Origin of the sequence: Tumebacillus amylolyticus (genome assembly GCF_016722965.1) — a bacterium.
In the GTDB taxonomy this organism is placed as follows: domain Bacteria; phylum Bacillota; class Bacilli; order Tumebacillales; family Tumebacillaceae; genus Tumebacillus; species Tumebacillus amylolyticus.
Genome location: NZ_JAEQNB010000005.1, coordinates 178,036 through 203,861, shown reverse-complemented (window position 1 = coordinate 203,861; position 25,826 = coordinate 178,036). Strand labels below are relative to the sequence as shown.

Genomic DNA, 25,826 nt, shown 5'->3' with positions numbered 1-25,826 from the left:
CGGAGGGCGGGTCTTCTTTTTCCAAAAAAACGCTTCGCTACACGCTCACGAGGCTCTCGGCCGCGCTCTTGCCTGCCACATAGCCTGTGGAGAAAGCAACGGTGATGTTAAAACCGCCGGTGTACCCGTGCAGGTCGAGCACTTCGCCTGCGAAGTAGAGGCCGGGCATAAGCTTGGATTCCATCGTGGACGGTGTGACTTCCTTGAGATGAACACCGCCGCCGGTGATGAACGCTTCCTCCAACGAGAGCGTGCCTGTCGCACGGATCGGGAAGGACTTCAGCAACTCCGCGAGGGCTTGGACGTTTTTCTTGGGCAGGTTGGTGAACGTCACGTCCTCGCGCAACTCGGAGCGCTCCAAGAGCAAAGGTATCATCCGCTCCGGCACGTAGCCTTTGATCACGTTCTTGAACGCTTTCTTGGGCTCTGCTTCGGCAAGTTTCCAGATGTCCTGTTGCACTTCGTCCCGTGATTTGTCGGGGAACATATCGAGTTGCATCTGGACATCCGGGCCTCCGCTTTTTTTCAATTCCTTGACCACGAATTGGGAACAACGGAGCACGGCGGGGCCGGAGAGACCGATGTGGGTGAAGATCATATCGCCTTCGTGCTCGACGAGTTTCTTGCCCTTGGCATTCCAAACGGAGAGCACGATGTTGCGAAGCGACAGCCCTTGCAACGAGCGGTCGCGAATAAAAGGTTCCTTGGACGTAATCGGCACTTCGGTCGGGTAGAGTTCGGTGATCGTATGACCCGCCTCTTGCGCCCACGCATAGCCGTCTCCGGTGGAGCCGGTCTTGGGCACAGACTTGCCTCCGACCGCGATGATCACAGCCTGTGCGTCGATGACTTGACCTGATTTCAGTTTCACGCCGGCGACTTGCCCGTTTTCATAGCGGACATGAGCGACCGGGGTCTGGGTGCGCAATTCGATGTCGTGCTGTTCGATCTTGCGCAGGAGGGCGTCGAGCACAGACTTGGCTTTGTCGGTGACAGGGAACATGCGGCCGCGGTCTTCCTCCTTCAAGCGGATGCCGAGACCTTCGAAGAAATCGATGATGTCGCGGTTGTTGAAGATCGAGAACGGGCCGTACATGAAGCGACCGTTGCCGGGGATGTGCTTGATCAACTCGTCGATCTCTTTGGCGTTCGTGACGTTGCACCGCCCGCCGCCGGAGATGAGCAGTTTGCGGCCTAACTTGTCGCCCTTCTCCACGAGCAACACCTTGGCACCGCGCATCCCCGCCGAGATCGCCGCCATCAGCCCCGACGGACCGCCGCCGATCACAATGACGTCATATCGCATGGTCAGTTCCTCCAGGCTTCAAAAAAGCCACGGAGTTCGCGTGCGAACCCGTGGCCGTTTGTTTGCAATCCTTACGCTTCGTCGGTGAGCTTTTCGTAAGCAGCGACGACTTTTTTCCATTCTTCGTCGTCTTCGATGTCGACGAGGTACTCGCCGTTCTCATCTTGGCCGATCTTCATGATCACGCCGTCTTCGTCTTCGCCGTCAGCCGGCACGAGGATGGCATAGCGGTCGTTCTCTACGTTCATCTCTTCTACGATGATGAATTCACGCTCGACGCCTTCAGCATCGGTGAGCGTTACGACTTCCTCGTGATCGTGATCACAGTTCTCGTCGTGGATATGTACGTCGTTGTTGTTCTCGGACATGGGAATGATCCCTCGCTTCCTAGTTCTGGTTGAAATCTTTGTCAATCATAGCATGGCACGATTCCGCGCGTCAAATGCAGGAAATTCACGGAAGGGGAACAAAAAAACGGCGGAAATTACTCCGCCGCTTTCTCCGTAATCGTGGAAGCGATCAGGTCGGTCACCGACTTCAACAGCTCGTCCACCTGCGTCATCGCGACTTTGTAGGCTTGTACTTCCGGGTAGGAATCGAGGTCCTTCGCCAACGCTTCGATGTCTTGGCGCAGACCGTTCAAGTGCGGGCCGGTGCCGTGCTCGGCGAGTTTGTCGTACTGCCATTGCATCTCACGGAACTTCGTGGTCTTGGAAGCGATCTCCGCGTTGCTTTGCATGGCGCTCTCCGCTGCTTTATAAGTGAGGACTTCAGGCGATTCCAGGATCAATTGCCCCAGTTCAAACGCCTGTGCCCAGATCTCGTTACGATCGAGTGTGGTCATCTACAGACCCTCCTCTGCAAAATTCTCCAATTCAGTATAACACAAAATCCACACCGTCGAGGTGTGGATTCAGAATTAGTGCTTGTATTGGTGCTTCGCGTTGTAGTGCTTGAACTTCTCGTCGCGTTTGTTATCGAAGAGTTCCGTGATGAACCCGATCGCGATGCCTGCTACAATCGAGCATCCGAACAGGAGGTACGACTTCGTGATGACGCTGGCGACGACAAGTGCGAAGACGATCGTGTAGAAGAAATAGCGGTTTTGTTTCGACATCGAACTTCCCCCTTCCGTCTATGTGCCTCCATTATAGCGCGGAATTCGGAATTCGACCAGTCGTTCGAATTTCTTAAATCGGGTAATACGGATAGTCTTGGGGCGTCGGGTCGACGTTGTTGGAGAAGCCCCACGATTCCACGGCGGCGGTCTCGGCGGTGGTTGTCGGGTGGTACAACCCTATCAGAACAGACTTCGCCGTCTCCAAGCAACGGCGGGCGTTGCCGATCGAATCGGGGAGCGACGGGTCGTCGAGATAGTAGAGGGCGGAGTTGATCAGGGAGCGGGCGGCCTGCTCGACTTCGCCGGCTTTTTGTTGGTAGTTGTGCAGATGGACGTGAGGTTGCATCGGGATTCCTCCTCTGTTAAACTCTCCCTTAGTGTCTGCAAGCTTGTTCATAAGATATTCACTTGACGTGAAGGGCTCATGAATTTTATGCTAAGTGGGAACTAGTATGTAGGAAGGGGGCGTGGATTCTCTATGATCGGAATGCTCGCGACTATTGCTGGTATGTTCGGCCTCCTGTTCATGTGTGCTTCTATTACCAAGGAAAACACGGAAAAGGCGGTTGCCAAGCACCACGAATCCTGGGAATAATCAATCCCATAGTGACAGAACGCAGCAGGGCGATTCGTCCTGCTGCTTCTGTATAGAGAGGGGCTGGAAATTTTGTCCAACCACAAGTTTCGCTTTGGAAAAGGCAAGGAGTACGCGTTTTTCAACGAGCATGTTCATCTGCTCTTGATCGACTTTGAACGCGACAACAAAAAGGAACTGTATCTGATCGCCGACCAAGAAACGGACGGCACCTACATATTGGAGTATCCGGGTGAGTTGTTCACCGAACAGCTGATGGAACTGACAGGATCGATCTTCTTCGTGCAGGTGCAAGAGGAGGGTCGTGAAGGCAAGTACGCGCTGGGCGCGTTTTTCACGATCATCCGTCAGACGTACGGCCTGTACTATGACCGCGAGAATCCGGACAACGGCGAGTTGGTGTTCTTCCGCGCCAACGCGACGGGGACGGGGGCGTACGATTTGGAGAACGTCACCGACCAAGAGGAGTACCAGATGGTCGTCGAGCACGTCATGGAGCACTACGCCAAGCATCTGCAAGGGTAGCAAAAAAGCATGTCAGACTCCCGGAGGAGTTGACATGCTTTTTTTCTGCCTACAGATTCGTCAGCAGGAAGTTGCGCAGCTCGACCGTTTGGTCTTCGTCTTCGAGCGCGAACATGTTGGCGAGCAGGTGAAGCTTGTCGTCTTCGAGATCGTCATTGCCTACGATGCCGACGCGGCCGCTTTGGATGTTCGCGACGAGCGATTTGCCGTAAAAATGGTTGGTCTTCGTGATCGCCAGGTCCCAGCGATGATCGCCAACAAACCCCACGTAGCGGGTCTGGGTAGTTTCGTGTTCATCGTACATGTTAATCAACATTAGGTATCATCCTCCACACATCATCTTACACCATGATACAATGAGAGGAAAGGCAAGGCAAAGAGAGGAGGGAGATACGGTGTCGAGATTCTCCTTGCAACTGTTTCCGTTGCAGACGGTGCTCTACCCGTACTGTGTGCTCCCGCTGCACATTTTTGAACCGCGGTACCGCACGATGATTCGGATGTGCGTGGAACATCGTGTGCCGTTTGGCATCGTGCAAGTCACCGGCGGATTGGCTCTCATCGACGGCCACAGCGCCCCGCGCAACTATGACGTCGGCACGGTGGCGGAGATTACAAACGTCGTGGAATTCCAGGACGGCCGTCTGTTTATCACGACGCAGGGCCACCAGCGCTTCAAGATCTTGGAGAGCAATTATGACGAGGATGTGCTGACGGCGATCGTCGAAGTCTATGAGGACGAGCCGATGACCGGACAAAGTTATCGCGAACTGTCCGAAGAAGTTCGACACAACTTTGAGCGGTATTGGAAGCTCTTGGAGTGTGTGATGAACCGCGACCTCGGGGAGCTGGACCTGCCCGACGATCCGAATGTGCTGTCGTGGTTGATTCCGTCCGTGCTCCATGTACAACCGGAACTTAAACAAGCGATTTTGCAAAAAAGAAGCACCCGCGAACGCATGGAAGTGCTTCAGGACGTGTTGATCGAAGAAGTGGACAAGCTGCGCGACGCCATGAAGGACGGGCGTGAGAAGTAGCATTGTGCTATAATAGTGCGGGACAATCCGGGAAACGCTACTAGTAGGAGGGACTTTTTCCATATGGCAGATCACGCGAAGCTTGAGAAATTGATTGAGACGCTGGACGAATACATCGCCCAAGCCAAAGCGGGCATGAACAAAAACCACAAGCAGATCGAAGACATGCGCGCCGAGTTGACGGAGCGCGGGTTTGGCGAAGCGCTCGAAGAAGTGGAAGGTGTCGTGGAGATCACCGGGCACCACGGACAAGCGCTGGGCCGTCTGACGATGGCCGGTATGGTGCGCGGCGAACTTTTGAAACTTCTGGAACAGACAAAATAACGTCAAAGTTCCATTTCGTTGAGCAATTTACAACACGTTGCGACTCTGTTAGGATAAACAGTGAACTTATACGTTGGAAAGGTGCGATCCGACATGAAAAAAGCCCTGATCATTACCGATATACAGTCTGACTTCCTTGGCAACATGGATTACATATATCCGCTCTGCCAGAAGTATCTGGACAACCATGCGAAGGAATACGATCTCGTGATCTTGACCCACTGGAAACACGTGGAGAACGAAAACGAGAACACCCTGCTCCTCAAGAGCGACGGAGCGAAAGTCATCGAGAAGCGCGGCTATTCCGCTCTGACCGATGAAGTGAAACAACTCTTGCAGGAGAACAACATCGAGCTCGTCCACCTCGGCGGCATCGACTCCGACATGGCGGTCATCGCGACGATGTACAACCTGCTCGACGCAGGCTACAAAGTGCAGATGCTCGAAGGTTTGCTTGCTTCCTACTCCACGCGTAACTGGGAGTCGACCACGATCATGCGTTTCGTCCTCGGGGACGAGAACGTGCTGAACGTCGGCGGCGGCCGCGTTTGGATGTAATTTTTTTGTGCGAAAAAGAAACCTGGCCAACCCTCGTGGTGAGCCAGGTTTTTTCTGTTAGGAGTAGGCGAGAGGGAGCTCGGAGACAATACACCCAAGACTCTTTGGAGAAGGGTGAGGTGAAGATACTTGTCAACACCGTCGTGGGTCTATTGGGCCGGTTTGTATGACAGCAAGTTCGAAGCGTATTGCGCTGTGATGTGGGTGGAGGGCGACAAGCGGATCTACGGCAAGACGCCGCCGCAGGAAGTCGAACTCTATCGCACCAACCGGGGGAAGTTTGGGGTTCGTTTTAAATAGCAATCGTTCTGGACATCCTTATATAGTCGTTCAAAAGCCGCTTGTTACCTCGACAAGGGGCTTTTGTTTGGGGTAAAGTAAAAGGGAATACATAACAGTTTTTTTTCGCGGGTGAGGTGGACGTATATGTTGCAAGATGCCAAAGTTGTGATCGACATCCGGGACGAAGCGGAATTTCTGGAAGGACACATCCCCGGCGCCGTGCATTGTCCGTTGCAGGAGCTGACCTATGCGGTGTCTGACGCAGACTTTGAGGACTTGATCGTCGTCGTGTGTCGGACCGGCAAGCGAGCGCAGCAGGTCAAGGCGTTATTGGAGCACGAGGGCTATCATAAGATAGAAGTGCTCCCCGGTGGTATGACCGCGTATCAGGGCGAGATTGTCAAAGGTGAGTAGTTCAGAAAGTGTGGGGAGACTCACAGTTGCTGAATTTTGACTTTGACTGTCTTTGACCCTTTGACGTTGTCTGAGTATACTGAGAGTACGAATTCAAAACCGAATGGAAGTAAGGGAGGTAGTTTTCATGAATCTGGTACCGATGGTCGTAGAACAAACATCTCGCGGAGAGCGTTCGTATGATATCTACTCGCGTTTGCTGAAGGATCGCATTATTTTCCTCGGCAGCGAGATCGACGACAATGTCGCGAACTCGATTGTGGCACAACTCCTGTTCCTGGCGGCGGAAGACCCGGACAAGGACATTCATCTCTACATCAACTCGCCGGGCGGCTCGATCACGGCCGGGATGGCGATTTACGACACGATGCAATGGATCAAGCCTGACGTTTCGACGATTTGCATCGGCATGGCGGCGTCGATGGGCGCGTTCCTGCTGACGTCGGGTGCTTCGGGCAAGCGTTATGCATTGCCGAACGCAGAAGTGATGATCCACCAACCGCTTGGTGGCGCACGCGGGCAAGCGTCCGACATCGAGATCCAAGCGCGCCGCATCCTCAAGATGCGCGACAACCTCAACAAGATCATCTCCGAGCGCACCGGCCAACCGCTGGAAGTCATTGAGCGCGACACCGACCGCGACAACTTCATGGAAGCGGAAGATGCGAAGAACTACGGCCTGATTGACAAAGTCATTCAGAACGTTTCGGAAGTGAAGTAAGTCGTTTGGAGTGAGAAAAAGAGAGGCGACGGGGAACTGTCGCCTCCTTTTTTGCGTGAAAGGGAGTATGGACGTGAGAGAGTGGTTTGAGCAACAAGGTCGGGTGACGTTTGCGAAGTTTATGGAGTGGGCGTTGTATCATCCGGAGTGGGGGTATTACACGTCCGACCGCAAGAAGATCGGGAAGGAAGGGGATTTTTACACCGCCCCGAGTGTGAACCCGGTGTTTGCGGAAGTGCTTGCGGACGAAGTGGTCAAGATCGGCAGCGGGCCTGCGGTGATTGAGTTCGGTGCGGGGGAGGGTCGATTGGCACGGGATATGCTGAGCCGCTTTGCCAGTGAGCATCCCGAGTTTTATCAGAGCCTGGATTATTTCATCGTCGAGATTTCTCCCTCGTTGCGGGAGGTGCAGCAATTGATGGTCGGGGAGCACGCCTCGAAGGTTCGCTGGGTGTCGGAGGACGAACTGCAGGCGGGCAGTCCTTATGAGGGCGTGATTCTCACCAACGAGTTGGTCGATGCGTATCCTGTGCATCGAGTAACTCGGACCCCCGAAGGTCTGAGAGAAGTCTACGTGGAACTTGACGGCACAAGCGTTGAGGAATCTCAACGTTTCTCTGAGGGAACTGACCGTCCTGTTTCCATAGAGCAATCTGAACTCCGTTTCGTGGAATCGTTGAGACCGCTCAGCGACCCGGCCTTGGCAACCTATGTGGACAAGTACGCTCCGGAGATGATCGTGGGGCAGACGATTGAGGTGGGCTTGGCAGGTTTGGCCTGGTACCAGCGAGCGTTGTCGTTGCTCTCATCGGGTCATATCGTGACAATCGACTACGGATACGAAGCGGACATGCTCCACCATTCGTCCCGTCGAACGGGAACTTTGCGCGGTTTCTACCGTCACACGTTGACCACCGACCCGTACCAACACATCGGCGTGCAAGACCTCACCGCCGACGTCAACTTCTCCGCCCTGCGCGACACGGGCGAAGAGCGGGGCTGGAGCACCGACTTTTTCGGCTCCCAAGCCCAATATCTGCTCCAAGCCGGCATCCTCACCCGCCTCACCAACGCCTGGAGCTCCGACCCCTTCCGCGACCCCGACATGAAACGCAACCGCGCCATCAAGTCGTTGATCTTGCCGGGCGGGCTCGGGGAGCACTTCAAAGTGCTGGTACAGAGCAAACCCAAACGGTATAATGAGGCTCAGGTACCACCGCAAACAAAGGAGTGACCCCGCCGTATGTTCCTCAGACGTTTATCGATCGTACTGTTCATCCTCTGTGTCCTGTTCTTGGGCCTTGGCCTCTGGTTTTGGCAGAGCGGGAAAGTGGGATAAGCGCATACAGCAAAAAGAGGCCGTGATACTCGAGCGAGTGTCACGGCCTTTTTCTACTGGAATTACGCTTTCGAGAAGTAAATGATCCCGTTCGCGCCCTTGCCGACGTGCGTCCCGATTACACCGGAGAGCTCGAAGTCGAGGATGTTGGACACCTTCACGCCGAGTTCCACCAGCAAGTCTTTCCAGACTTGCACGGTGCTCGGGTCAACAGTGTGCCCGATCGCCACCGGATACTCCGTGTCAATCGCGCGCTCGGTGAGGAAGCGCTTGACGGCGAGGATGGCGTTTTTCTTGCCGCGCACGCGGTCGAAAGCTTGAACCACACCGTCATAGTCGAGATGCAAGATCGGTTTGATGTTCAAAAGCGACCCGAACAGGAACGAGAGGTTGTTGATGCGCCCGCCCTTGCGCAGGTTTTCCAACGTGTCGACGGAGAACACCAACTCTTGACGCTTGCGCATCTCCGTCAACTTCGCAGAGATCGCCTCTGCCGTCGCGCCCTCGGCGGCCATTTTCACCGCCATCATCGCCAGCATCCCTTCGGCATAGGTCGCCGAGAGGGTGTCGTGGATCGTCACGCGCTCCGGCGTGTCGACGAGGTCGCGCGCAATTCGCGCCGCTTGCAGCGTACCGGACAGGGTGGACGCAAGACCTACGTAGAACACATCGTCGCCCGCATCGAGAATCTTCTGAAACACATCGCGAAACATCGCCGGACTCGGTTGCGAAGTTGTCGGCAACTGCTTGGAATGTGCCATCTTTTCATAAAAATCGGCACGGCTTAATTCGATACCATCTGCATATGTCTGACCGTCGATGATGACATTCAACGGGATGACTGTCAACTGGTGTTCTTCAAGAAGAGTTTTCGGCAAATCACAAGTGGAATCGGTCACGATACGGATCATCAGCGGCATACCGCCTTTCACATAGAAAGAAGTCTGTTTATTATACCACAAAAGCCTCATTTATGGAGAGTTGTCACAACGTGGTCAAATGTGACATACTTTTTCTGTATAGAAGGAAAATTAGTATGGATTATTCACGGCATCTTGTGTACAATAGGGCTGTAACAACTTGACTGGGCTAGGAGGAACTTTCTAACATGGCTATTCGAATTGCGATTAACGGTTTTGGGCGCATCGGGCGCATGGTATTCCGCGCAGCAGCGGTGAACCCGGATATTGAGATTGTGGCAATTAACGCAACCCACGATGTGAAAGCACTCGCACATCTGTTGAAATATGATTCCGTTCAAGGGCGTTTCCAAGCGGACGTTCAAACCACCGAGTCTTCCATCATCGTCAACGGCCGCGAGACGAAGATCGTCGGCGACCGCAACCCGCTGAACCTGCCGTGGAAGGAACTGGGCGTCGATATCGTCATCGAAGCAACCGGCAAATTCCGCTCCAAGGAAACGGCAGGCCAACACATCCAAGCCGGTGCCAAGAAAGTCATCATCACCGCACCGGGCAAGGACGAGGACATCACCATCGTCATGGGCGTCAACGACCAGCTCTATGATCATGAGAAGCACGATGTGATTTCGAACGCATCCTGCACCACCAACTGCCTGGCGCCGGTGGCAAAAGTCCTGCACGAGAAGTTTGGCATCCAATCCGGCATGGTGACCACCGTCCATTCCTACACGAACGACCAGAACAACCTCGACAACCCGCACAAAGACCTGCGCCGTGCGCGTGCTTGTGCCTTGTCGATCTTGCCGTCCACGACAGGCGCTGCGAAAGCCGTCGCTTTGGTCATCCCGGAACTCAAAGGCAAGTTCAACGGTGTCGCTCTGCGCGTCCCGACCCCGAACGTCTCCATCGTCGACCTCGTCGCAACCTTGGACAAAAACGTCTCGGCAGACGAAATCAACGCAGCTCTGAAGGAAGCGGCGGAAGGCCCGATGAAGGGCATCCTCGGCTACAACGACGAGCCGCTCGTTTCGATCGACTATGTCGGCGATCCGCACTCTTCGATCGTCGATGGCCTCTCCACGATGGTTGTGGCAGAAAACACCGTGAAGATCTTTGCTTGGTACGACAACGAGTGGGGCTACTCCATGCGTTGTGTTGATCTCGCGCTGATGGTGGGAAAGCTCTTGAAGGAAAAAGTGACCGTCTAAATTGAACTTTCAAAAAAGGCTGACGTGCTTCGTGACGTCAGCCTTTTTTCGCTTTATAATGGAAGTAACTTCAAAATTTCAGGAGGAACAAATACATGAAAATTCCGGTGGCAGCCCTGTAATCGAAACAGTGGGCGAACCTGCCTTCTGTTTCGGAGTCGTGCATGACTTCAGACGAAGCAGGAGGGTTTTTGAATTATGAGTTTACAACCAGGTACTTTGGCGCACCACAATGTGCGTTTGTTTTTCTGGGCGACGCTGTTTGGCTCGATCAATTTTTTGGAGCCGGTCATGTCGCTGTTCTATTTGGGACACGGACTTTCGACAGCCGGCATCTATTACGCGACGCTGTGTTGGTGTGTGACGGTAGCGCTTTCAGAAGTGCCGACGGGCACGTTTGCGGATCGTTTTGGTCCGAAAGCTTCGTTTTTCGTCGGATGTGTCGTCAATGTATGCAGCAAGGTCTGTCTGTTGCTCCTGTTGCTTACGGACGGCAGCATCTGGTGGTTCTATGCGTACAATGTTTTGAACGGCCTGTCCGCGACGTTTTTCTCCGGGGCGGATGAAGCGCTGATCTACGACTCGCTCAAGGAAAGCGGCGAAGAGGACAAAATGGACATCGCCATGGGCAAGATCTATTCGTCGACTATGTACGTCTCGATGGCTGCGAGCCTCGTCGGTGCGTTTGTCGTGCGCGACCTCGCCGATTGGCAATTTGCGATCATCGTGGGTGGGGGAGTGCTGGCAACGCTTCTTCAACTGGTGTTCCTCGGCGGGATCAAGAACCCGTCCGTCGTCGAGAAGTTCCGTGAGAATCCGTACGTCCATGTGCGTAACGGTCTGGAAAACTTGCGCAGGTCGCCCCGCCTCGTGCGGTTGTTCGTGAACACCACTGTGGTGTTCGTTCCAACTTTTGTGGTGTTTGGCAAATTGGAGCAACCGTACCTGACCGGGAACGGCTTGCCGATCTCGTGGCTTGGCGTCGTCTATGCTTCCGTCGCGCTCGGGGGTCTGTTGGTGACGCGGAACATCGGGCGAATCACGGCGAAGTTTTCGCGGGTGGGCATTCTCTATGTGAGCGGCGTCCTCATGGCGGCGATGCTGTTTGCGTCGGCGTCGTTCCCGGAGACTCCGGTGCTGGCGTTTGCAACGTTCTACGTGTTGCGATTCTTGAAGACGATTCGTATGCCGATTTCTTCGCATCTGCACAACGAACTGATCCCGTCCGGCTCCCGGGCGACCACGCTGTCGCTCCTCTCGATTGCCGATTCGATGTTCGATGTGCTGTTCCTGACGACATTCGCCGGACTTGCAGGACTCGGATATACGGCGGTGTTCATCGGGTGCGGGTTCGCCGCTTTGGTCGGAACCCTGATTCCCATTCACAAAAAATAGCGAAAAAGTGCCGGGTGCGGGTGCGCATCCGGCACTTTTTCGCTATAATGAGGAACGGTACATTGGGAGAGAATAATTGGGTATACGGGGAGGGAGATCATTGAAACCCGACATCTACTTAGACAACAGCGCGACCACTCAGCCCTACTCGGACGTCATCGAGGCGATGGTCGAGATGTTGCAAACCCACTATGGCAACCCTTCTTCCTTACATAGAAAAGGCCTGCAAGCGGAAAAGGAAATCGACAAAGCCCGCGAACGCATCGCCAAAGCGCTTGGCGGTGTGAAAAAAACGGAACTGCTGTTCACGTCGGGAGGCACCGAAGCGAACAACCTCGCGCTGTTCGGCGCGGCACAGAAGTACCAAACGCGCGGAAAGCATATCATCACCACGCAAGTCGAGCACGCCTGCGTGTTCGAAGCGGCGGAGGAGTTGCAGAATCGCGGGTATGACGTGACGTTTTTGCCTGTTGATGAGAACGGCGTGGTGCGAGTCGAAGATGTGAAGCGGGCGTGGCGTGATGACACGATTCTGGTCAGCGTCATGTATGTGAACAACGAAACGGGAGCGATCCAACCGATTGAGAAAATCGGCGCGTTTCTGAAGGACAAGCGCAAGACGTTGTTCCACGTCGACGCGGTCCAAGCGTTCGGCAAATTCCCTCTCAAAATCAAAGAGTCCGGCATCGACCTGCTTACCATCTCGTCGCACAAAATTCACGGACCCAAGGGCGTAGGTGCCCTCTACATCCGCGACGGCGTGCATCTTGCCCCGCTTTTCTACGGCGGCGGCCAAGAGCGCAACATCCGATCGGGTACAGAGAATGTGCCGGGTATCGTGGGATTCGGCGCGGCGGCGCAACGTTCGGCGCTTGAGATGAAGGAAGCGTCCGTCAAAATGGCAGGGCTTCGCGACAAGTTGATTTCCGGCTTGCAAGGAAGCATCGAACGAATTCGCATCAACACGCCGACCACACCGGGGCTTGCGGCCCCGCACATCGTGAACGCCTCGTTCCCGGGCGTGCGAGGGGAAGTGCTGGTGCATGCGTTGGAGACCGAAGGGGTCTACGTGTCCACCGGCTCGGCATGTTCGTCGAAGGACAAGATTTACAGCCGCGTGCTGAAAGTGACAGGCTTGCCGGAACCGGAGCTCGAAGGAGCGATCCGTTTCTCCCTGTCTGCAGCGACGACGGAACAGGAGATCGAGACGGCGATTTCGTTGGTGCAACGGACCGTCGCCGATCTCAGATTGTTGTCTCGGAGGTAATGACCTATGTACAGTACGCTGATTGCCCGCCTGGGCGGAGAGATCGCGATCAAGGGCAAAAACCGCTCTCATTTTGAAAAAATGCTCATGGAAAACATGCGCGGCGTCGTCAAAAGTCTCGGCGTCAAAGTGGCTCGCGAAGGCGGCCGCATCGAAGTGCGTCTCAACGGAGCAGATATGGACGAAACCATCTCCCGTTTGAAAAACGTCTTCGGCATCAACTCGCTGTCTCCGGTTGCCGAAGTGGAACTCGACATCGAGAAAATCAAAGAGTCCGCTCTGCTCGTCGTGCAAGACGCCTTGTCAAAACGCACGACGCCGGTCACGTTCAAAGTCGAAGCACGCCGTGCAAACAAGCGCTTCCCGATGGAGTCGCCGGAAATCGCGCAAGAGGTGGGACGCTACGTGCTCTCCCGCACCGAAGGCGCGCTGAAAGTCGATGTCCACAAACCGGAACTGCGCCTCATGGTCGAAGTCCGCGAATCGAAAGCGTATCTGACCTGTGATGTCATCCCCGGACCGGGCGGACTTCCGGTCGGCACGTCGGGCCGCGTCCTGTTGCTGCTCTCCGGCGGCATCGACTCTCCGGTTGCAGGCTACCTCACGCTGAAGCGCGGGGCGATTTTGGAAGCAATTCACTTCCACAGCTTCCCGTTCACCAGCGAACGAGCACAGGAGAAAGTCAACGACCTTGCGAAGATGCTCGCTCAGCACGGCGGCCGCATTCGCCTGCACAACGTGTACTTCACGGAGATTCAACGCCAGATTCGCATGCATTGCCCGGAAGAGTACAGCGTGACGATTATGCGCCGCATCATGATGCGCATCGCCGACCGTCTGGCACACGAGCGCAAATGTTTGGCGCTGGTCACCGGCGAATCGCTCGGCCAAGTTGCGTCCCAAACGCTTGAGAGCATGTACACGATCAACAACGTGACCAACATCCCGATTCTGCGTCCGCTGGTGGCGATGGACAAAGTCGACATCATGGACATTGCCCGCCGCATCGGCACGTACGAGACTTCGATCTTGCCGTTCGAAGACTGCTGCACGATCTTCCTGCCCAAGAACCCGAAGACCCGTCCGAAGCTGCACGAAGCGCAACGCGCAGAGGAGAAGTTGGACATCGAAGCTTTGATCACCGAAGCGCTTGAGAAGACAGAAACCCTTTTGTTTACAAGAGAATCCTAACCTGAACACCCACATAGTGACGAGTTTGGCGGGACACACTACTTTCACGAGCTTGATTCTCTTGGAGGAGTGTGAACAGCCATGCTGACGACGATCTCCCGCGCCGCGCGCCTGTTGGCGGTGGCGGCCACGCTGTACGGCGGGGCCAAGCAGTTGCGCTCGATGTACGTGAGCCGCAAGCACGTCTGGCAGATCCTGCGCCGCCTCGTCCGCCAACTTGGGTAACGCTGTGGACCACCTCGCGACGAGCAAGGTGGTCTTTTTGCCCTTCTGAATGGCTATACATACTGATACACGGAATATTCAGACGGAAGAAAACGCAGAGGAGTGACGAACGCATGAAAACGGTGCGGCAAGATGCGTGGACCCCTGAGGACGACGGTGTACTGGTAGAGGTCATCTTGCGGCACATTCGCACCTCGAGCACGCAGTTGGCCGCTTTTGAAGAAGCAGGTCAAACGCTCGGACGCACCCGCGCCGCGTGCGGCTTCCGCTGGAACGCCGTGTTGCGCAAAGAATACGCCGCGCAGTTGGAGATTGCCAAAGCCGAACGGCGGGCGAACCGCGAAACGGTCGTACAGTCTGAGGGGGTGCAGGAGCGACAGGTTGCGCCGGTGGAACTCGGCACCATCGGTGAACGCGAGGTGGAGTCTGACTCTGTAGACCTGACGTGGTGTCGCGTGATCAAATTCTTGAAAGCACGTCGCGACGACGATGAGAAGTTGCGCAAACGGGTGAAGCAGGTGGACACCCTGCAACGAGAGAATCGTGCCTTGCAGGAGGAGAACTTGCGCCTGCACAGCGAGCTCTCCGTGATCCGTGGCGATTACCTCGCCTTGGTGAAGATCATGGAGCGAGCCCGCAAGGAAGTCATGCCCTCCTCCGAACCCATACCGGAGCGTCCGACTCAACTGTTCAAGATGGATGAGAACGGCAACCTGGAGCGCATGGAGTGAAAAAAAAGCCGTCCTACCGTGTGAAACGGTCGGGCGGCTTTTTGCTTAGTGCTTGACTTCGTTGCCATCCTCATCGACAAACTTGATCGAATCAAGTTGCGAACGGAAATCTTTGCGGAAAGCTTCGAGGTATTCCGTGCGGAGAGCTTGCTGTTCAGCCGCTTCCTCCGGGGTGAGGGTACCGGCTTTTTTCTTGCGGGACAGGACGTTGATGCGGTCGATTTTATCTGAACTCAACATAGGGAAGTCTCCTCTCTACGAGTACTGAGTTTGAGTATTTTCACCAGTCTATAAGTTTATACAAAAAACGACCAGGTGTCAAAGGCGTGTACACCCGGTCGTCTCGATTAGTCGGCTTGGTTTGGCAACCAGATGTACGGGTTCTCCCCGCGGTCGCGAATCGGATCATACTTCACCGGCTGGAAGCCGAGCTTCAAGAAAAAGTCCTGCGCCCCGAGGCGCACGTTGGTTTTGACCGGCAAGTTGAGAGTCTTGGCAAACTCGATGAGCGACGTGCCGTAGCCCTTGCCTTTGTAACCCGGCAGAACTTCAAGCTTCATCAATTCGTAATAGTCGGTGGGCACCTCGGTGTACTGGTTGTACTTGGCCCCGATCTTGTACAGGCTGATGCGAGCTACCAACTTGCCGTCCTCATAGATGCCGTAAAACGGAGAGACGGTGTTGTCCTCAATCATGTTCGCGCGCAGGTCTTCAAGCATCGAGAGCTCTTCAAGGCCATTCTCACGGAATTTCTTGAATTCTTCCAAAGTCTGATAGTTAATCTGCAAAGATTGAACGTGTGGCATGCGGGTTTTCCCTCCCGTTCCCTGTTTCTATTAGTATACAGGAAAAGCTTGCTAGATGGCAGTGGAAGTTGGACTGTGAAGTAATGTATGGTGAACGGCACGTCTACTATGACTGCTGCTCTGTTATCGCAGTCGGAGTGTGCAGAACGCATGAAACACTTCGGGCAGCAACTCCGTTTTTTCCAACACGAACGGGTCTTGGCGGTCGGAATTGGCGGTGGTGACATGGAGGAACGGCGAGTGGTGGCCGGACAGATGTACGTCGTCGGGCGCATCGACCAGAAACAGCGCCGAGATGCGTTTGGGTGCCAAAGCGGCCAAATCGCGAAGCAGGCGGCAGTCGTCTCCGTGCGCGACCAAGATCGCATCCGACCATTGCATTTCCGCCATGATCTGTACAACCGTCTCGGCGTCTTCTTGCGGCGGGCAGTCGATGCCTTGGCGATTGATGAAGACCAGGCGATACTCCTGCTCAAATTCCTCCGTCAACCCTTTCCAGAGTTGTGTGCTGTCCGATTGCTTTTGGAAGACAAGGACACGACGCGGCATATAAGATTCCTCCCTCTGAGGCTAGTAGTCTACTTCATAGATATGCGGAGGAAGGGAGAAATAAAACACGAACATTGTATGAGAGATACTTTTCATCGTTCGTATTTATGCTATACTAGGTCGTGGGAGGTGTGAAGATGAAAGCGGTCTTGTTGGATTTGGATGAGACGTTGTTCGATCATCGGTTTTCATGTGAGGCAGGGATTGAGGCGGTACGCGAGCGGTATCCGGAGCTGCAGCAGAAAAGCTTGGCGCAATTGGAAGAGGAATTCTACCATTTGCTCAACGACATGCACAAAATGGTGCTGCAGGGCCGGATGACGCTCGAAGAGGCGAGGTTGGAACGCTTTCGCCTGATGTTTCTCGGCTGTGGTCATGTGCTTGACCCGGGCGAGTTACAGAAAATCGCCGATCTCTACTCGCACGTGTACAGCACCTCTCGCCGCCCGGTTCCCGGAGCGTTGGAACTGCTTCATGCACTCCGCGCCCAAGGAATCCAAGTGGTTGTGCTGACCAACCACATGACTCATGTACAGGTGGACAAACTGGAAGCGTGTGGACTCACCGCGCTGGTGGACCATTTGGTCACGTCCGAAGACGTTGGCGTGCAGAAGCCCGATCCGCGAATTTTCCATCACGCCCTGGCACTTTGCGGGGTTGAACCGCACGAGGCGATGATGGTCGGGGATTCGTGGTCGGCCGACATCCTGGGCGCACAAGCGTCCGGCATTCGCTCCGTCTGGTTGAACCGCCGCCGCACCCCGATCCCGGATGCAGAAGTTGCACCGGAAATTTTTGAGTTGCAGGAACTCGCTTCCACATTGAATCTCTCGCTGGAAAGAAGGTACTCACAACATGTCGATTAAAGCGATTTCTCCGCTCGACGGCCGTTACGCCGAACAGATGAACGGGTTGAATGAATGTTTCTCCGAATGGGCGCTGCTCAAATTTCGCGTTCATGTTGAAATTGAATGGCTGATCAAAATGGCGCAAATTCAAGGACTGGACGAAGTCCGTTCGTTTACCGCTGAAGAAGTGAACACCCTGCGTGCCATCGCGGCGAACTTCGATGAAGCATCGTCTGCACGCATCAAGGAAATCGAGCGCACCACCAAGCACGACGTCAAAGCGGTCGAATATTTCATCAAGGAACAACTCAAGGACTCCACGCTCGTCGACGTGCTGGAATTCGTTCACTTCTCTTGCACCTCCGAGGATATCAACAACCTCTCCCACGCGCTGATGCTCAAGACGGCGATCCACGATGTCTGGCTCCCGTTGGCGGAGAAGTTCGTGCAGGGAGTTGCGGACCTTGCAGAGAACACCAAGGACGTCTCGATGCTCGCCCGCACGCACGGCCAAACGGCATCTCCGACCACCGTCGGCAAAGAGATTGCGGTGTTCGTCTATCGTTGGCAACGTCAATTGCGCCAGTTCGGACACCTCGAATTCTTGGGCAAGTTCAACGGCGCCGTCGGCAACTTCAACGCCCACACCTCGGCGTACCCGCACTTGAATTGGGAAGAGATCGCGTCGTCGTTCGTCGAGGGCCTCGGACTTACCTACAACCCGCTGACGACGCAGATCGAGTCGCACGATTACATGGCCGAGTGCTTCCACGCCATGATGCGCTTCAACAACATTCTGCTCGACTTCGACCGTGACATCTGGCAATACATTTCACTTGGCTACTTCAAGCAACGAGTCGTCGCCGGCGAAGTCGGTTCCTCCACGATGCCGCACAAAGTCAACCCGATCAACTTCGAGAACTCCGAAGCCAACGTCGGCCTCTCCAATGCAGTTCTCGATCATCTCGCGAACAAACTGCCGATCTCCCGTCTGCAACGCGATCTCACCGACTCGTCGGCGATCCGCAACATGGGTGTCGGCGTGGCGCACTCCTTCCTCGCCCTGCAATCGGCTCTGCGCGGCCTGAACCAACTGAACATCAATTTGGATGCACTGGCGCAAGACTTGAACGACGCATGGGAAGTTCTCGCCGAACCGATCCAGACCGTCATGCGCAAAGCGGGTCATGACAACCCGTATGAAAAACTCAAGGAACTCACCCGCGGTGCCGCGATGACCGAAGAAACAATGCGCGCGTTTGTAGAGGGATTGGACCTGGAACCCCAAGACAAGCAACGTCTGCTGGACATGACCCCGTCGTCGTACATCGGGATCGCTCCGCAACTTGTGAAGCACATCCAGAAGTAAGTGATTGTGAAAAAAAGCCCTGTCCCTTACCATAGTAAGGACAGGGCTTCTTTTCATTCCGGCGCTAGTCGTGAATGGAGACTTTCGTTCCGGTTTTGACATGGTCGTAGATCCACTTCGCATCTTGAAGCGGGAGTCTGAAACAGCCGTGCGATGCTTTGGTGCCGAGTTTCTGGGCTTCGGCTTCGATAACCTGTTGGTTTTTGTCCATGACGACGCTGTGGAACAGGAACACGCCATGGCCTTTGAAGGAAACCCAGTATTTCGCCCCTTCGCTGTAGTTGTTGGTGTAAAACCAAGTGCCGCGCTCCGGCTCGACTTGGAATTCACCGCGCGGGGTGGAGTTGTCGGGGATCGTGTCCAAGCCGGAGGACGTGATCATCGTGCGAACGACTTGCCCGTCCATTTTTGCGTACACACGCTGGTCGGAGAGGTCGCAGTCGAGTGTCACTTTGCTGAAATCGATCTGTTCGAGCGGCCAATTCTCTTGACTCTCCGTTGAAGTCGGCTGTGGGGCCGGAGCAGGAGTCGCAGATTGTGCCGGTTGCGGGGCGGGTTTGGGGGCAGGCTGCGGTGCAGGTGCAGGCTTGGCAGGCTGGGTCTGCGGTTGAGCCGCCGGCTGACTTTGAGGATTCGGTTGAAGTTGCGCTTGCTCTTGAGCAGGTGGTGCCTGCACCGACTCAGGTTTGACCTCGGGAGCCGGGGTTGGTGCCGGGGCGGGATCGGAAGGTTTGACAGCAGCTGGCTGAGGCGCGGCAGATTGCGTCTCGTGAGCCGATTGGTTGTGCAGGGTCGTGGACGAACAGCCCGCGAGCATCCACACAGTCAGCGCAGCCGGAAGCAATAGTTTCTTCATCAGTAGACCTCCCCATCTCATAATTGTATTTTTATTTTATCAAATCAGAACGCGTAATAAAAGAGACAAAAAAAGAACCGGTCACTAATAGGGACCGGTTCTCCTTTTATGATGGAAACGACAGCCCGTCTTCTCCAAGCATGGAGAGCACTTTGGCTGCGTCAAAGTCGTTGAGATGGACGAGCGTATGATTCAACAGAGTGGCCATCGACAGAGCGCAGTCGATGTTGTAGCGAGCCAACTCTTCGGTCGTCATCTGCGCGAGTTCTTTGTCAGGGGCTTTCGCTTCGTATGTAAACGTCAGTCCCTTGTTCAGTTCAAGGCGTTCCAATGCGTACGATAACGCCAAGCCGATTTTTTTTGCGATCATGAAGGAATGGGTAAACAGGGCGTGGTCTTGAGTCATGTTGTCATCCGTCCTTTTTTCAAGTCGTACTCGTACCTCAGTCTAGTGCTTTCACTTGAGGAAATCAATCATATTCGAAACATTTAGAAAGAAGGACGGGGTTTCGGGAGTGGAGAAGTCTTACGAAAGCGACCCGCATAAAATCCTCGCGCCATACGTAATACGTATATGATGACCCGTATAGGTTGTCCAAAATGATAGGGGGATGGACATGAACGAGCGAATCTTGGCCGGCAGATACCGTTTCTTAGAAGCGGTCGGCGGCCGAAGTGATCTGTTTCACGCGCAGGATGAATCGCTGGATCGAAAAGTGGCGGTGATGCGCCTCGCGGAAAACGTGACGCCGGAGACTCGTCCCACCTGGGAACAAGAGATCGCCAAAGCGGCTGGTTTACATGAACCGCACTTGTTGTCGATATATGATGTGGTGGTGGAGGAACCGAATCTCTACCTGATCACCGAAGACTTAGATGGCCTGATCTTGGCACGCTGGATGCGCGATCGCGCTCCGCTGGCTCCGGAACTGGCCGTTGATCTCCTGAATCAACTCCTCGGCGCAGTTGTCGCAGCGGAACGTGCGGGAATTCAAGAGATCACCATCGCACCGACCAGCGTGTTGATTACCAAGGATGGATTTCTCAAAATGATCGGCTATGGTCCGTTGCTTGGCGGTCAAGAGCGCGGACGCACGCACGCTGAACTGCTTCATGCCAGTGGTGTGTTGCTTTACGAGATGTTGACGGGAGACCCGTACTCCGACTTCCTGCCTACGACGCAGGTGCTAGCCGACGTGCGCAACTTCCTGGGTCGCAACCATGCAGGGCCGAATCTCTGGTTGCCGGAGCATCTGTTGACGATCATCGAGCGCATCCTGGCCAAATCAACGCGTGGACCCTACACGTCCGTCCAAGAGCTCTACAAGGAGATCAAGGGCATCCACCAAGCGATGAGCACGCCTGTACTCTCGCGCATGGAGAGCCGTCAGCCGACGAAGCACAAGTCGGAGCAGGAACCCTCTGCTTCAACTTCCTCCGGAGTCGGCAGCACGCAAGCGCTCGGGCGTGTGAAGGATTCCGTCAAATCGGTGAAAGACATGGCGCAAGGCTCCTTGCAAAAAGTCGCGCAACTGAAAAAAGCGGAAGCCGCCAAAAAAATGGCGGAGGAAACGATGAAGCCCAAACGCCGACCGATGATGGTTCTCGCAGGGATCTTGGCTGTTTTGGTCATCACCGTCGGAATCTGGTGGACGCTTGGCAGTGATACTTCGACCGCTACGACCGCAACAGGTCAAGCGGAGCAGGGCCGTTCGATCAAGATGCCGAATCTCATGAACAAAACGGAGGAACAGGCCATCCAAATCCTCGGCGAGAACGGCTACCCGACCGATCGCATCCAATGGGTGTATCGTTCAGCGGACGACCCGGTGACCAAGGGCAAAGTCTACCGTCAATCGGCAGACCCGAACACCGAAGTGAACACGGGCGATATGCTGGTGCTCACGGTCAACTCCGACCAAAGTACGACACCGGGCGGTCCGGGGGCAGGTACCGTCCAACCGAACCAACCGTCGACCCAAACAGCGGCAGGTACCGTACCTGACCTCACCAACCTGACACAAGCCGCCGCCGAGCAGACGTTGCTCCAACTCGGCTATCGCTACTCGTTCCAAATCGAGGGCACCGGCACACCGTCCGGCACCGTATCCAAGCAAACTCCGGCCGCGGGAACGCAGTTGGAGAAGGGCGGGCGTATCACCTTCACGATCAGCCAGTAGTCGTTTTGATAAAAAAGGAACCCGACCACACGCGTGGCCGGGTTCCTTTTTTGATGAGATTATGAAAAAATCTTCTGGCGCAGGATCTCCAACACTTCGCCGTCTTCGGGGAAACGGCCGAGGGACTTTTTCGAGTAGATCAGTTCTCCGTTGCAGGTAATCTCATAAACTCCGCCCTTGGAGGGGAGGAGGGTGAATTCTCCGACCTTGGGTCCGAAATACTTGAGAATTTCGTCCGTCAAACTGACGGCGCGGGGTAAGTAGTTTCACATGTTGCAGTATTCAAGGGTGATCTTCGGGGCTTCCATGTTCATCGCTCCTTCGGTTAGAAATGGTATTCACATGGTACCATATGCCTGAAACGCTTCGCAATCCACAAGGTGATTTGGCTTGCCTACCGCGGGTCTCATGCGTATGGTACAATAACCCACGATGTAGTTGGAGGAGGATGGCAAGCATGGAAGACCTCGAAATGTATGAGCCGGTCAGCGGCTTGGAAGATTTGATTGGAATCTTGGAGAGTTTGTTCTCGGAAGCCCCGGTGTGGGTGCGTCTGGAGATGCAAGAAGAGCGCGGCGAGATCGTGCATGAACACCTGTTGGCACAATTCGCGTCAACGTTTGATCTCTGCGATCTCGTGCAATCGGAGGCGGGGGAAGACGTGGCCATGGAGTTCCTGTTCCGCGAGACGGAGGAGGAAGCGGGCGGTGAACCGCAATCGGTGACCTTCCCGATCGACCCCCAAGACATTGAAGTCGATCTGTCTCCGGAAGAAGTGACGCTCACGAGCCGTAACTTCTCGTTGACGTTGCAGCGACTGTCGACCTTGAAGAGGTAGGCGGAATGAAACAATTGGTCGTAACAGCGGCGGTGATCGAGAAGGACGGACGAATTCTGCTCGCCCAACGAAAACCTGACACGCATATGGGACTCAAGTGGGAGTTCCCCGGCGGCAAGTTGGAGTGGGGAGAAGACCCGCGTGCGGGACTGGCACGAGAAATTCGCGAAGAGCTTGGCATCGACATTGAAGTCGGCGACGTGCTGGAAGTCGTTTCTCACACGTACGAAGACCGTCACGTCGTGCTGATGGGCTATCAGTGTCGGTATGTATGCGGTGAATTGCAACTGCTCGATGTGCAGGATGTCCACTGGGTACGTCTCCACGAGTTGAAGTCCTACGACTTGGCCCCCGCAGATGTGCCGATCGTGGACCGACTGTTGCGCACCTGAATACAAGCAGTGAAAAAGCCCTCCACAGGTGCCGGAGGGCTTTTTCCTATCAGCAAACGGCTTCTGTCGGATGGTACTCGCTGTGGGTGTACTTGCGTGCAAACTCGAGGAGGGTCAATTGATTGAGGTCGTGGAAAATCTCCGGGAGGTCGTCGCCAACGTAAAACAGCGGGTTGGAGGCGAAGTGCAGATCGAACTCGTGGGGATGATCGGTCGGTGTGACCAAGTGAACTTCGAGGTGGCAATCGAAAATCGCCAGTGCGGTGTTGGGGTTGACGAGGCAACCGGGGACTTTGAAGTACCCGCCGGTATCCTCGTTCGGCCAGCGGATCAGAATTGCTTGAGCAGTCATCATGGGGAAGCCCTCCTGTCAGTGGGAGTTCTATGATAGAATGGATGTTGTTGCTTCTGATTATAGTTCGAAACTATAGTTTCGTACAAGGCTTTGAGAGCTGAAAATTCGCGACAAGGTCGCTGAAGCTCGCGTGATCTCCTGAGATTGCGCGGATACGAACATTTGTTCTGAGGTGGCGTATGGTGGATTTGGGGATGTTGATTCGGGAGGCTCGTACCCAGAGCGGGCTTACGGTCGCGCAGTTGGCCGAAGCTGTCGGCGTGACGGCGACCTACCTACGGGAATTGGAGCGCGGGGTCAAGAAAAACCCTTCCATGCAAGTGGTGGCGGGGATGGCGGACGTGCTCGGCAAGCCGGTGAGTTACTTTTTCGGCAAGCAAGAAGAGGCCGGGACGCTGATCTCGGCGCTTCCGGCAGATGTGAGCGGCTATGTGCGCGAGAAAATTCTCGAACCCTTCGGCACTTCGCAGGAGTCGGTGGAGACGTGGAGCGACACCCAAGTGATGGAAGCGTTTGTCCACTACTTGCGCACGCTGAAAAAACGGACGGAGAGTGAAGAGAAGTGAGCAAACGCATCTCGCTGTTGCTCGCGCTGGTCGCAGAGCTTGGGTTGCTCGGCTGGTTGTACAGCCGCTACCACCAAATTGAGCAGGACATTCTCATGGTGCAGGGTCAATTCCAAGATCGGTATGCGGACTTGCACAGCCAATGGTTGAAACTGGCGGGCGGAATCATGTTGGTCGCTTTTGCGGCGCTGGTGACCGCGTATGTCCTTGTCAGGAACTGGCGAAGAGCGTAGCTTTTTTCCCTGTTGCGATCATACATATGATACGGGCACAATTCTGGATCGCGGTTGGATCGCAATCAGGGGAGCGGAGTGAGCGTGAGAGAACTGACGTATCATGATTTTCTGGCGACGTTCGGGATCGGCGGCGCCCATCCGGGCGGATTGGCGTTGACCCGGGACGTCGTGGCGAAGGAAAGATTGACTCCTGTTTCGCAAGTGCTCGATGCCGGATGCGGCACCGGACAGACCGCCGCCTATCTTGCGAAGACATACGGCGCACAGGTGACGGCGCTCGACCAACACCCGCTGATGTTGCAGAAGGCCGGGCGGCGCTTTCAACGGGAAGGAGTGCGTGTGCAGCTCTTGCAAGGAGATGTACACCGGCTTCCGTTTCCAGACAAGTCGTTTGATTTGGTGCTCGTTGAGTCGGTGACGATCTTCACGCGCATCAACACGGCTCTTGGCGAGTATGCCCGCGTGCTGAAACCGGGCGGTGTCCTGCTCGATTTGGAAATGACGGCGGAGCGTCCGCTTTCGGCAAAGGAACTGGAGGAATTGAGCAGCGTGTACAACACGCGTCAGGTTCCGACAGAGACCGAATGGACGGGGCGTTTGCAGGGGATCGGGTTTGAGTCGATTTCTGTGGTGCGAGGCGGCACGGTGGCTTCGGCGATTCCCAATGAGCAGACTCCCGAGCAGGAGTTGCCGGAATTTGAGGCATCGCAAGACGTGGACCCGAGGCTGTATGACATCTGGAGCGCCCACCAGGCCTTAACCGAGAAGTTTTCACGGCGGCTTGGGTACCGTGTGTACCGAGCTGTCCGCAAGAAGTAAGGAAAAAGGGGACGGAGCGAAGAGCGCCTCCGTCCTTTTTTCCATGTACAAACAGACAGACATCAAGTGGGGAGAGACAAGAGATCATGCAAGAAACCATGCTGGAACTTCAAACGTACCAAGACGTAGAACGCGCCGTGATGGAACAGGTGAAAGAGAAGATCGTCAAAGGCCGTTTCCTGACGGCGCTTGGAAACGGTGAATTCACTACGGCACAAATTCGCGAGTTTGCCTTGCAATACAGCTATTACAGCCGCAATTTCCCGCGTGTGCTGGGGGCTGCGATTGCGGCGGTGGAACCCTTGGACCGCTGGTGGGTGCCGTTGGTGGACAACCTCTGGGATGAGGCCGGACGCGGCAATCCCAAGGGATACCACTCCCGGATGTATCGCACGTTCTTGGAGTCGGTGGCTCCCGATGTGACGGTCAACGACGAACATGTGCCGGACTATCCGGTGGGAGCGGCGACCCAAAAGGCGGTAGACTCCTTTTTGAATTTCTTGCGCGGGGCGACCACTTTGGAAGCGATGGCGGCGGTCGGGCTTGGGTCCGAATTGTTTGCAGGTCTCGTCATGGGCTTGATCGGCGAAGGATTGCGTCACCCGAACTACAATAGGGAGCGCAAAGTCAACGCAGCGTTCTGGATGGCGCATGCCGACACGCACGAACCGCGTCATTACGAACTCTGTCGCGATGTATTGGTCGACTTCCCGGAGCCTGCGCAACTGCAAACGATCTACCGCGCAGGTGTAGAAATTGCGCTGTCAGAAGCTCGTTTCTATGACGAATTGTATGACGAAATGAAACGCAAATAATTTTGAGTACCACAAGACCATCCTCGCGACCCGAGG

Annotated in this window: 36 protein-coding genes and 1 pseudogene; 23 read left to right on the top strand and 14 right to left on the bottom strand. The window is 55.1% G+C overall.

Going from position 1 to position 25,826, the window contains the following annotated elements; translation table 11 throughout:
• Window positions 1–37: 37 nt before the first annotated feature.
• From JJB07_RS16360 to JJB07_RS16340, 5 genes are all read right to left on the bottom strand, one after another.
• Window positions 38–1,306, bottom strand: a complete 1,269-nt coding sequence (locus JJB07_RS16360) for a BaiN/RdsA family NAD(P)/FAD-dependent oxidoreductase (protein ID WP_201636923.1) — start codon at window positions 1,304–1,306, stop codon at window positions 38–40.
• A gap of 71 nt (window positions 1,307–1,377) precedes the next feature.
• On the bottom strand, window positions 1,378–1,674 hold the full coding sequence (locus tag JJB07_RS16355; protein ID WP_201636921.1) for a DUF1292 domain-containing protein: 297 nt from the start codon (window positions 1,672–1,674) through the stop codon (window positions 1,378–1,380).
• Between the two features lie 116 nt (window positions 1,675–1,790).
• On the bottom strand, window positions 1,791–2,150 hold the full coding sequence (locus JJB07_RS16350) for a YlbF/YmcA family competence regulator (protein WP_201636919.1): 360 nt from the start codon (window positions 2,148–2,150) through the stop codon (window positions 1,791–1,793).
• Between the two features lie 75 nt (window positions 2,151–2,225).
• The gene (locus JJB07_RS16345; RefSeq protein WP_201636917.1) at window positions 2,226–2,423 is read right to left on the bottom strand and encodes a hypothetical protein; all 198 of its coding nucleotides are present in this window, start codon (window positions 2,421–2,423) and stop codon (window positions 2,226–2,228) included.
• A gap of 73 nt (window positions 2,424–2,496) precedes the next feature.
• Window positions 2,497–2,772 (bottom strand): hypothetical protein, encoded by a 276-nt coding sequence (locus tag JJB07_RS16340; protein ID WP_201636915.1) that lies wholly within the window; start codon window positions 2,770–2,772, stop codon window positions 2,497–2,499.
• Between the two features lie 321 nt (window positions 2,773–3,093).
• On the opposite strand from JJB07_RS16340, the gene JJB07_RS16335 reads away from it, so the two are divergent.
• Entirely contained in the window at window positions 3,094–3,546 is a 453-nt protein-coding gene (locus tag JJB07_RS16335) for a DUF1292 domain-containing protein (protein ID WP_201636913.1), read from the top strand.
• A 49-nt stretch (window positions 3,547–3,595) separates the two neighbouring features.
• On the opposite strand, the gene JJB07_RS16330 is transcribed toward JJB07_RS16335, so the two are convergent.
• Complete coding sequence (locus JJB07_RS16330) at window positions 3,596–3,862, bottom strand: DUF3055 domain-containing protein (RefSeq protein ID WP_201636911.1); 267 nt, start codon at window positions 3,860–3,862, stop codon at window positions 3,596–3,598.
• 79 nt (window positions 3,863–3,941) lie between these two features.
• On the opposite strand from JJB07_RS16330, the gene JJB07_RS16325 reads away from it, so the two are divergent.
• From JJB07_RS16325 to JJB07_RS16295, 7 genes are all read left to right on the top strand, one after another.
• Window positions 3,942–4,583, top strand: coding sequence for an LON peptidase substrate-binding domain-containing protein (locus tag JJB07_RS16325; protein WP_201636909.1), 642 nt, complete (start codon window positions 3,942–3,944; stop codon window positions 4,581–4,583).
• Window positions 4,584–4,646: 63 nt separating this feature from the next.
• A complete protein-coding gene (locus JJB07_RS16320; protein ID WP_201636907.1) occupies window positions 4,647–4,907 on the top strand; it encodes a hypothetical protein in 261 nt (86 codons plus the stop codon).
• 93 nt (window positions 4,908–5,000) lie between these two features.
• Entirely contained in the window at window positions 5,001–5,465 is a 465-nt protein-coding gene (locus JJB07_RS16315; protein ID WP_201636905.1) for a cysteine hydrolase family protein, read from the top strand.
• A gap of 129 nt (window positions 5,466–5,594) precedes the next feature.
• Entirely contained in the window at window positions 5,595–5,765 is a 171-nt protein-coding gene (locus tag JJB07_RS16310; protein ID WP_162835164.1) for a hypothetical protein, read from the top strand.
• A 126-nt stretch (window positions 5,766–5,891) separates the two neighbouring features.
• Window positions 5,892–6,161, top strand: coding sequence for a rhodanese-like domain-containing protein (locus JJB07_RS16305; protein WP_201636903.1), 270 nt, complete (start codon window positions 5,892–5,894; stop codon window positions 6,159–6,161).
• A 127-nt stretch (window positions 6,162–6,288) separates the two neighbouring features.
• Window positions 6,289–6,882 (top strand): ATP-dependent Clp endopeptidase proteolytic subunit ClpP, encoded by a 594-nt coding sequence (gene clpP / locus JJB07_RS16300; protein WP_201636901.1) that lies wholly within the window; start codon window positions 6,289–6,291, stop codon window positions 6,880–6,882.
• 73 nt (window positions 6,883–6,955) lie between these two features.
• The gene (locus tag JJB07_RS16295; RefSeq protein ID WP_201636900.1) at window positions 6,956–8,116 is read left to right on the top strand and encodes an SAM-dependent methyltransferase; all 1,161 of its coding nucleotides are present in this window, start codon (window positions 6,956–6,958) and stop codon (window positions 8,114–8,116) included.
• Window positions 8,117–8,283: 167 nt separating this feature from the next.
• Here JJB07_RS16295 and JJB07_RS16290 read toward each other — a convergent pair whose 3' ends face one another.
• Window positions 8,284–9,132 (bottom strand): DegV family protein, encoded by an 849-nt coding sequence (locus tag JJB07_RS16290; RefSeq protein WP_201636898.1) that lies wholly within the window; start codon window positions 9,130–9,132, stop codon window positions 8,284–8,286.
• A gap of 197 nt (window positions 9,133–9,329) precedes the next feature.
• Between JJB07_RS16290 and JJB07_RS16285 the strand changes: the two genes are divergently transcribed.
• From JJB07_RS16285 to JJB07_RS16260, 6 genes are all read left to right on the top strand, one after another.
• The gene (locus JJB07_RS16285) at window positions 9,330–10,352 is read left to right on the top strand and encodes a glyceraldehyde-3-phosphate dehydrogenase (RefSeq protein ID WP_201636896.1); all 1,023 of its coding nucleotides are present in this window, start codon (window positions 9,330–9,332) and stop codon (window positions 10,350–10,352) included.
• Window positions 10,353–10,550: 198 nt separating this feature from the next.
• The gene (locus JJB07_RS16280) at window positions 10,551–11,747 is read left to right on the top strand and encodes an MFS transporter (protein WP_201636894.1); all 1,197 of its coding nucleotides are present in this window, start codon (window positions 10,551–10,553) and stop codon (window positions 11,745–11,747) included.
• A 100-nt stretch (window positions 11,748–11,847) separates the two neighbouring features.
• Window positions 11,848–13,014, top strand: coding sequence for a cysteine desulfurase family protein (locus JJB07_RS16275; RefSeq protein WP_201636892.1), 1,167 nt, complete (start codon window positions 11,848–11,850; stop codon window positions 13,012–13,014).
• A 6-nt stretch (window positions 13,015–13,020) separates the two neighbouring features.
• Entirely contained in the window at window positions 13,021–14,205 is a 1,185-nt protein-coding gene (gene thiI, locus JJB07_RS16270) for a tRNA uracil 4-sulfurtransferase ThiI (protein ID WP_201636890.1), read from the top strand.
• 81 nt (window positions 14,206–14,286) lie between these two features.
• Window positions 14,287–14,430 carry a hypothetical protein gene (locus tag JJB07_RS16265; protein WP_201636888.1) on the top strand — a complete coding sequence of 48 codons (144 nt, stop codon included), beginning with the start codon at window positions 14,287–14,289 and terminating at the stop codon, window positions 14,428–14,430.
• 113 nt (window positions 14,431–14,543) lie between these two features.
• Complete coding sequence (locus JJB07_RS16260; RefSeq protein ID WP_201636886.1) at window positions 14,544–15,161, top strand: RsfA family transcriptional regulator; 618 nt, start codon at window positions 14,544–14,546, stop codon at window positions 15,159–15,161.
• 45 nt (window positions 15,162–15,206) lie between these two features.
• Here the strand turns inward: JJB07_RS16260 and JJB07_RS16255 are convergent, their stop codons facing one another.
• The 3 genes from JJB07_RS16255 to JJB07_RS16245 form a co-directional block, all read right to left on the bottom strand.
• Complete coding sequence (locus JJB07_RS16255) at window positions 15,207–15,401, bottom strand: DUF896 domain-containing protein (protein WP_201636884.1); 195 nt, start codon at window positions 15,399–15,401, stop codon at window positions 15,207–15,209.
• Between the two features lie 107 nt (window positions 15,402–15,508).
• Window positions 15,509–15,967: an N-acetyltransferase gene (locus tag JJB07_RS16250; RefSeq protein WP_201636882.1), complete on the bottom strand. Its 459-nt coding sequence runs from the start codon at window positions 15,965–15,967 to the stop codon at window positions 15,509–15,511.
• A 123-nt stretch (window positions 15,968–16,090) separates the two neighbouring features.
• Entirely contained in the window at window positions 16,091–16,516 is a 426-nt protein-coding gene (locus tag JJB07_RS16245; protein WP_201636880.1) for an alpha/beta fold hydrolase, read from the bottom strand.
• 137 nt (window positions 16,517–16,653) lie between these two features.
• Here JJB07_RS16245 and JJB07_RS16240 point away from each other — a divergent pair, with 137 nt between their 5' ends.
• Both JJB07_RS16240 and purB read left to right on the top strand, forming a co-directional pair.
• Window positions 16,654–17,382, top strand: coding sequence for an HAD family hydrolase (locus JJB07_RS16240; protein ID WP_201636878.1), 729 nt, complete (start codon window positions 16,654–16,656; stop codon window positions 17,380–17,382).
• On the top strand, window positions 17,372–18,733 hold the full coding sequence (gene purB, locus JJB07_RS16235; RefSeq protein WP_201636876.1) for an adenylosuccinate lyase: 1,362 nt from the start codon (window positions 17,372–17,374) through the stop codon (window positions 18,731–18,733). The genes JJB07_RS16240 and purB overlap by 11 nt, the downstream gene beginning before the upstream one ends.
• 64 nt (window positions 18,734–18,797) lie before the next feature.
• Here purB and JJB07_RS16230 read toward each other — a convergent pair whose 3' ends face one another.
• On the bottom strand, window positions 18,798–19,589 hold the full coding sequence (locus JJB07_RS16230) for a L,D-transpeptidase (protein WP_236588141.1): 792 nt from the start codon (window positions 19,587–19,589) through the stop codon (window positions 18,798–18,800).
• 106 nt (window positions 19,590–19,695) lie between these two features.
• On the bottom strand, window positions 19,696–19,995 hold the full coding sequence (locus JJB07_RS16225; RefSeq protein ID WP_201636874.1) for a hypothetical protein: 300 nt from the start codon (window positions 19,993–19,995) through the stop codon (window positions 19,696–19,698).
• Window positions 19,996–20,206: 211 nt separating this feature from the next.
• Here JJB07_RS16225 and JJB07_RS16220 point away from each other — a divergent pair, with 211 nt between their 5' ends.
• Window positions 20,207–21,769 carry a PASTA domain-containing protein gene (locus JJB07_RS16220; protein ID WP_201636872.1) on the top strand — a complete coding sequence of 521 codons (1,563 nt, stop codon included), beginning with the start codon at window positions 20,207–20,209 and terminating at the stop codon, window positions 21,767–21,769.
• A gap of 59 nt (window positions 21,770–21,828) precedes the next feature.
• Here the strand turns inward: JJB07_RS16220 and JJB07_RS24270 are convergent.
• A pseudogene (locus tag JJB07_RS24270) lies at window positions 21,829–22,023 on the bottom strand (SelT/SelW/SelH family protein); the annotation flags it as partial.
• Between the two features lie 203 nt (window positions 22,024–22,226).
• On the opposite strand from JJB07_RS24270, the gene JJB07_RS16210 reads away from it, so the two are divergent.
• Window positions 22,227–22,607, top strand: a complete 381-nt coding sequence (locus JJB07_RS16210; protein ID WP_201636868.1) for a hypothetical protein — start codon at window positions 22,227–22,229, stop codon at window positions 22,605–22,607.
• Window positions 22,608–22,612: 5 nt separating this feature from the next.
• Window positions 22,613–22,999, top strand: coding sequence for an 8-oxo-dGTP diphosphatase MutT (gene mutT, locus JJB07_RS16205; protein WP_201636866.1), 387 nt, complete (start codon window positions 22,613–22,615; stop codon window positions 22,997–22,999).
• 49 nt (window positions 23,000–23,048) lie between these two features.
• On the opposite strand, the gene JJB07_RS16200 is transcribed toward mutT, so the two are convergent.
• Window positions 23,049–23,354, bottom strand: a complete 306-nt coding sequence (locus JJB07_RS16200; protein ID WP_201636864.1) for a hypothetical protein — start codon at window positions 23,352–23,354, stop codon at window positions 23,049–23,051.
• A gap of 194 nt (window positions 23,355–23,548) precedes the next feature.
• Here JJB07_RS16200 and JJB07_RS16195 point away from each other — a divergent pair, with 194 nt between their 5' ends.
• The 4 genes from JJB07_RS16195 to JJB07_RS16180 all read left to right on the top strand — a co-directional run bounded on the left by JJB07_RS16195 (window position 23,549) and on the right by JJB07_RS16180 (window position 25,790).
• On the top strand, window positions 23,549–23,920 hold the full coding sequence (locus tag JJB07_RS16195) for a helix-turn-helix domain-containing protein (RefSeq protein ID WP_201636862.1): 372 nt from the start codon (window positions 23,549–23,551) through the stop codon (window positions 23,918–23,920).
• A complete protein-coding gene (locus JJB07_RS16190; protein WP_201636860.1) occupies window positions 23,917–24,153 on the top strand; it encodes a hypothetical protein in 237 nt (78 codons plus the stop codon). Before JJB07_RS16195 ends, JJB07_RS16190 begins: the two co-directional genes overlap by 4 nt.
• A gap of 84 nt (window positions 24,154–24,237) precedes the next feature.
• Window positions 24,238–24,975, top strand: a complete 738-nt coding sequence (locus JJB07_RS16185) for a methyltransferase domain-containing protein (RefSeq protein ID WP_201636858.1) — start codon at window positions 24,238–24,240, stop codon at window positions 24,973–24,975.
• 86 nt (window positions 24,976–25,061) lie between these two features.
• Complete coding sequence (locus tag JJB07_RS16180; protein WP_236588140.1) at window positions 25,062–25,790, top strand: iron-containing redox enzyme family protein; 729 nt, start codon at window positions 25,062–25,064, stop codon at window positions 25,788–25,790.
• The last annotated feature ends 36 nt before the right edge of the window (window positions 25,791–25,826 follow it).

Coding starts and splice junctions, on each gene's coding strand:
- JJB07_RS16360 (WP_201636923.1), bottom strand. CDS start 1,306: ATGCGATATGACGTCATTGTGATCGGCGGCGGTCCGTCGGGGCTGATG.
- JJB07_RS16355 (WP_201636921.1), bottom strand. CDS start 1,674: ATGTCCGAGAACAACAACGACGTACATATCCACGACGAGAACTGTGAT.
- JJB07_RS16350 (WP_201636919.1), bottom strand. CDS start 2,150: ATGACCACACTCGATCGTAACGAGATCTGGGCACAGGCGTTTGAACTG.
- JJB07_RS16345 (WP_201636917.1), bottom strand. CDS start 2,423: ATGTCGAAACAAAACCGCTATTTCTTCTACACGATCGTCTTCGCACTT.
- JJB07_RS16340 (WP_201636915.1), bottom strand. CDS start 2,772: ATGCAACCTCACGTCCATCTGCACAACTACCAACAAAAAGCCGGCGAA.
- JJB07_RS16330 (WP_201636911.1), bottom strand. CDS start 3,862: ATGTTGATTAACATGTACGATGAACACGAAACTACCCAGACCCGCTAC.
- JJB07_RS16320 (WP_201636907.1), top strand. CDS start 4,647: ATGGCAGATCACGCGAAGCTTGAGAAATTGATTGAGACGCTGGACGAA.
- JJB07_RS16315 (WP_201636905.1), top strand. CDS start 5,001: ATGAAAAAAGCCCTGATCATTACCGATATACAGTCTGACTTCCTTGGC.
- JJB07_RS16305 (WP_201636903.1), top strand. CDS start 5,892: ATGTTGCAAGATGCCAAAGTTGTGATCGACATCCGGGACGAAGCGGAA.
- clpP (WP_201636901.1), top strand. CDS start 6,289: ATGAATCTGGTACCGATGGTCGTAGAACAAACATCTCGCGGAGAGCGT.
- JJB07_RS16290 (WP_201636898.1), bottom strand. CDS start 9,132: ATGATCCGTATCGTGACCGATTCCACTTGTGATTTGCCGAAAACTCTT.
- JJB07_RS16285 (WP_201636896.1), top strand. CDS start 9,330: ATGGCTATTCGAATTGCGATTAACGGTTTTGGGCGCATCGGGCGCATG.
- JJB07_RS16280 (WP_201636894.1), top strand. CDS start 10,551: ATGAGTTTACAACCAGGTACTTTGGCGCACCACAATGTGCGTTTGTTT.
- thiI (WP_201636890.1), top strand. CDS start 13,021: ATGTACAGTACGCTGATTGCCCGCCTGGGCGGAGAGATCGCGATCAAG.
- JJB07_RS16265 (WP_201636888.1), top strand. CDS start 14,287: ATGCTGACGACGATCTCCCGCGCCGCGCGCCTGTTGGCGGTGGCGGCC.
- JJB07_RS16260 (WP_201636886.1), top strand. CDS start 14,544: ATGAAAACGGTGCGGCAAGATGCGTGGACCCCTGAGGACGACGGTGTA.
- JJB07_RS16255 (WP_201636884.1), bottom strand. CDS start 15,401: ATGTTGAGTTCAGATAAAATCGACCGCATCAACGTCCTGTCCCGCAAG.
- JJB07_RS16250 (WP_201636882.1), bottom strand. CDS start 15,967: ATGCCACACGTTCAATCTTTGCAGATTAACTATCAGACTTTGGAAGAA.
- JJB07_RS16245 (WP_201636880.1), bottom strand. CDS start 16,516: ATGCCGCGTCGTGTCCTTGTCTTCCAAAAGCAATCGGACAGCACACAA.
- JJB07_RS16240 (WP_201636878.1), top strand. CDS start 16,654: ATGAAAGCGGTCTTGTTGGATTTGGATGAGACGTTGTTCGATCATCGG.
- purB (WP_201636876.1), top strand. CDS start 17,372: ATGTCGATTAAAGCGATTTCTCCGCTCGACGGCCGTTACGCCGAACAG.
- JJB07_RS16230 (WP_236588141.1), bottom strand. CDS start 19,589: ATGAAGAAACTATTGCTTCCGGCTGCGCTGACTGTGTGGATGCTCGCG.
- JJB07_RS16225 (WP_201636874.1), bottom strand. CDS start 19,995: ATGACTCAAGACCACGCCCTGTTTACCCATTCCTTCATGATCGCAAAA.
- JJB07_RS16220 (WP_201636872.1), top strand. CDS start 20,207: ATGAACGAGCGAATCTTGGCCGGCAGATACCGTTTCTTAGAAGCGGTC.
- JJB07_RS16210 (WP_201636868.1), top strand. CDS start 22,227: ATGGAAGACCTCGAAATGTATGAGCCGGTCAGCGGCTTGGAAGATTTG.
- mutT (WP_201636866.1), top strand. CDS start 22,613: ATGAAACAATTGGTCGTAACAGCGGCGGTGATCGAGAAGGACGGACGA.
- JJB07_RS16200 (WP_201636864.1), bottom strand. CDS start 23,354: ATGATGACTGCTCAAGCAATTCTGATCCGCTGGCCGAACGAGGATACC.
- JJB07_RS16195 (WP_201636862.1), top strand. CDS start 23,549: ATGTTGATTCGGGAGGCTCGTACCCAGAGCGGGCTTACGGTCGCGCAG.
- JJB07_RS16180 (WP_236588140.1), top strand. CDS start 25,062: ATGCAAGAAACCATGCTGGAACTTCAAACGTACCAAGACGTAGAACGC.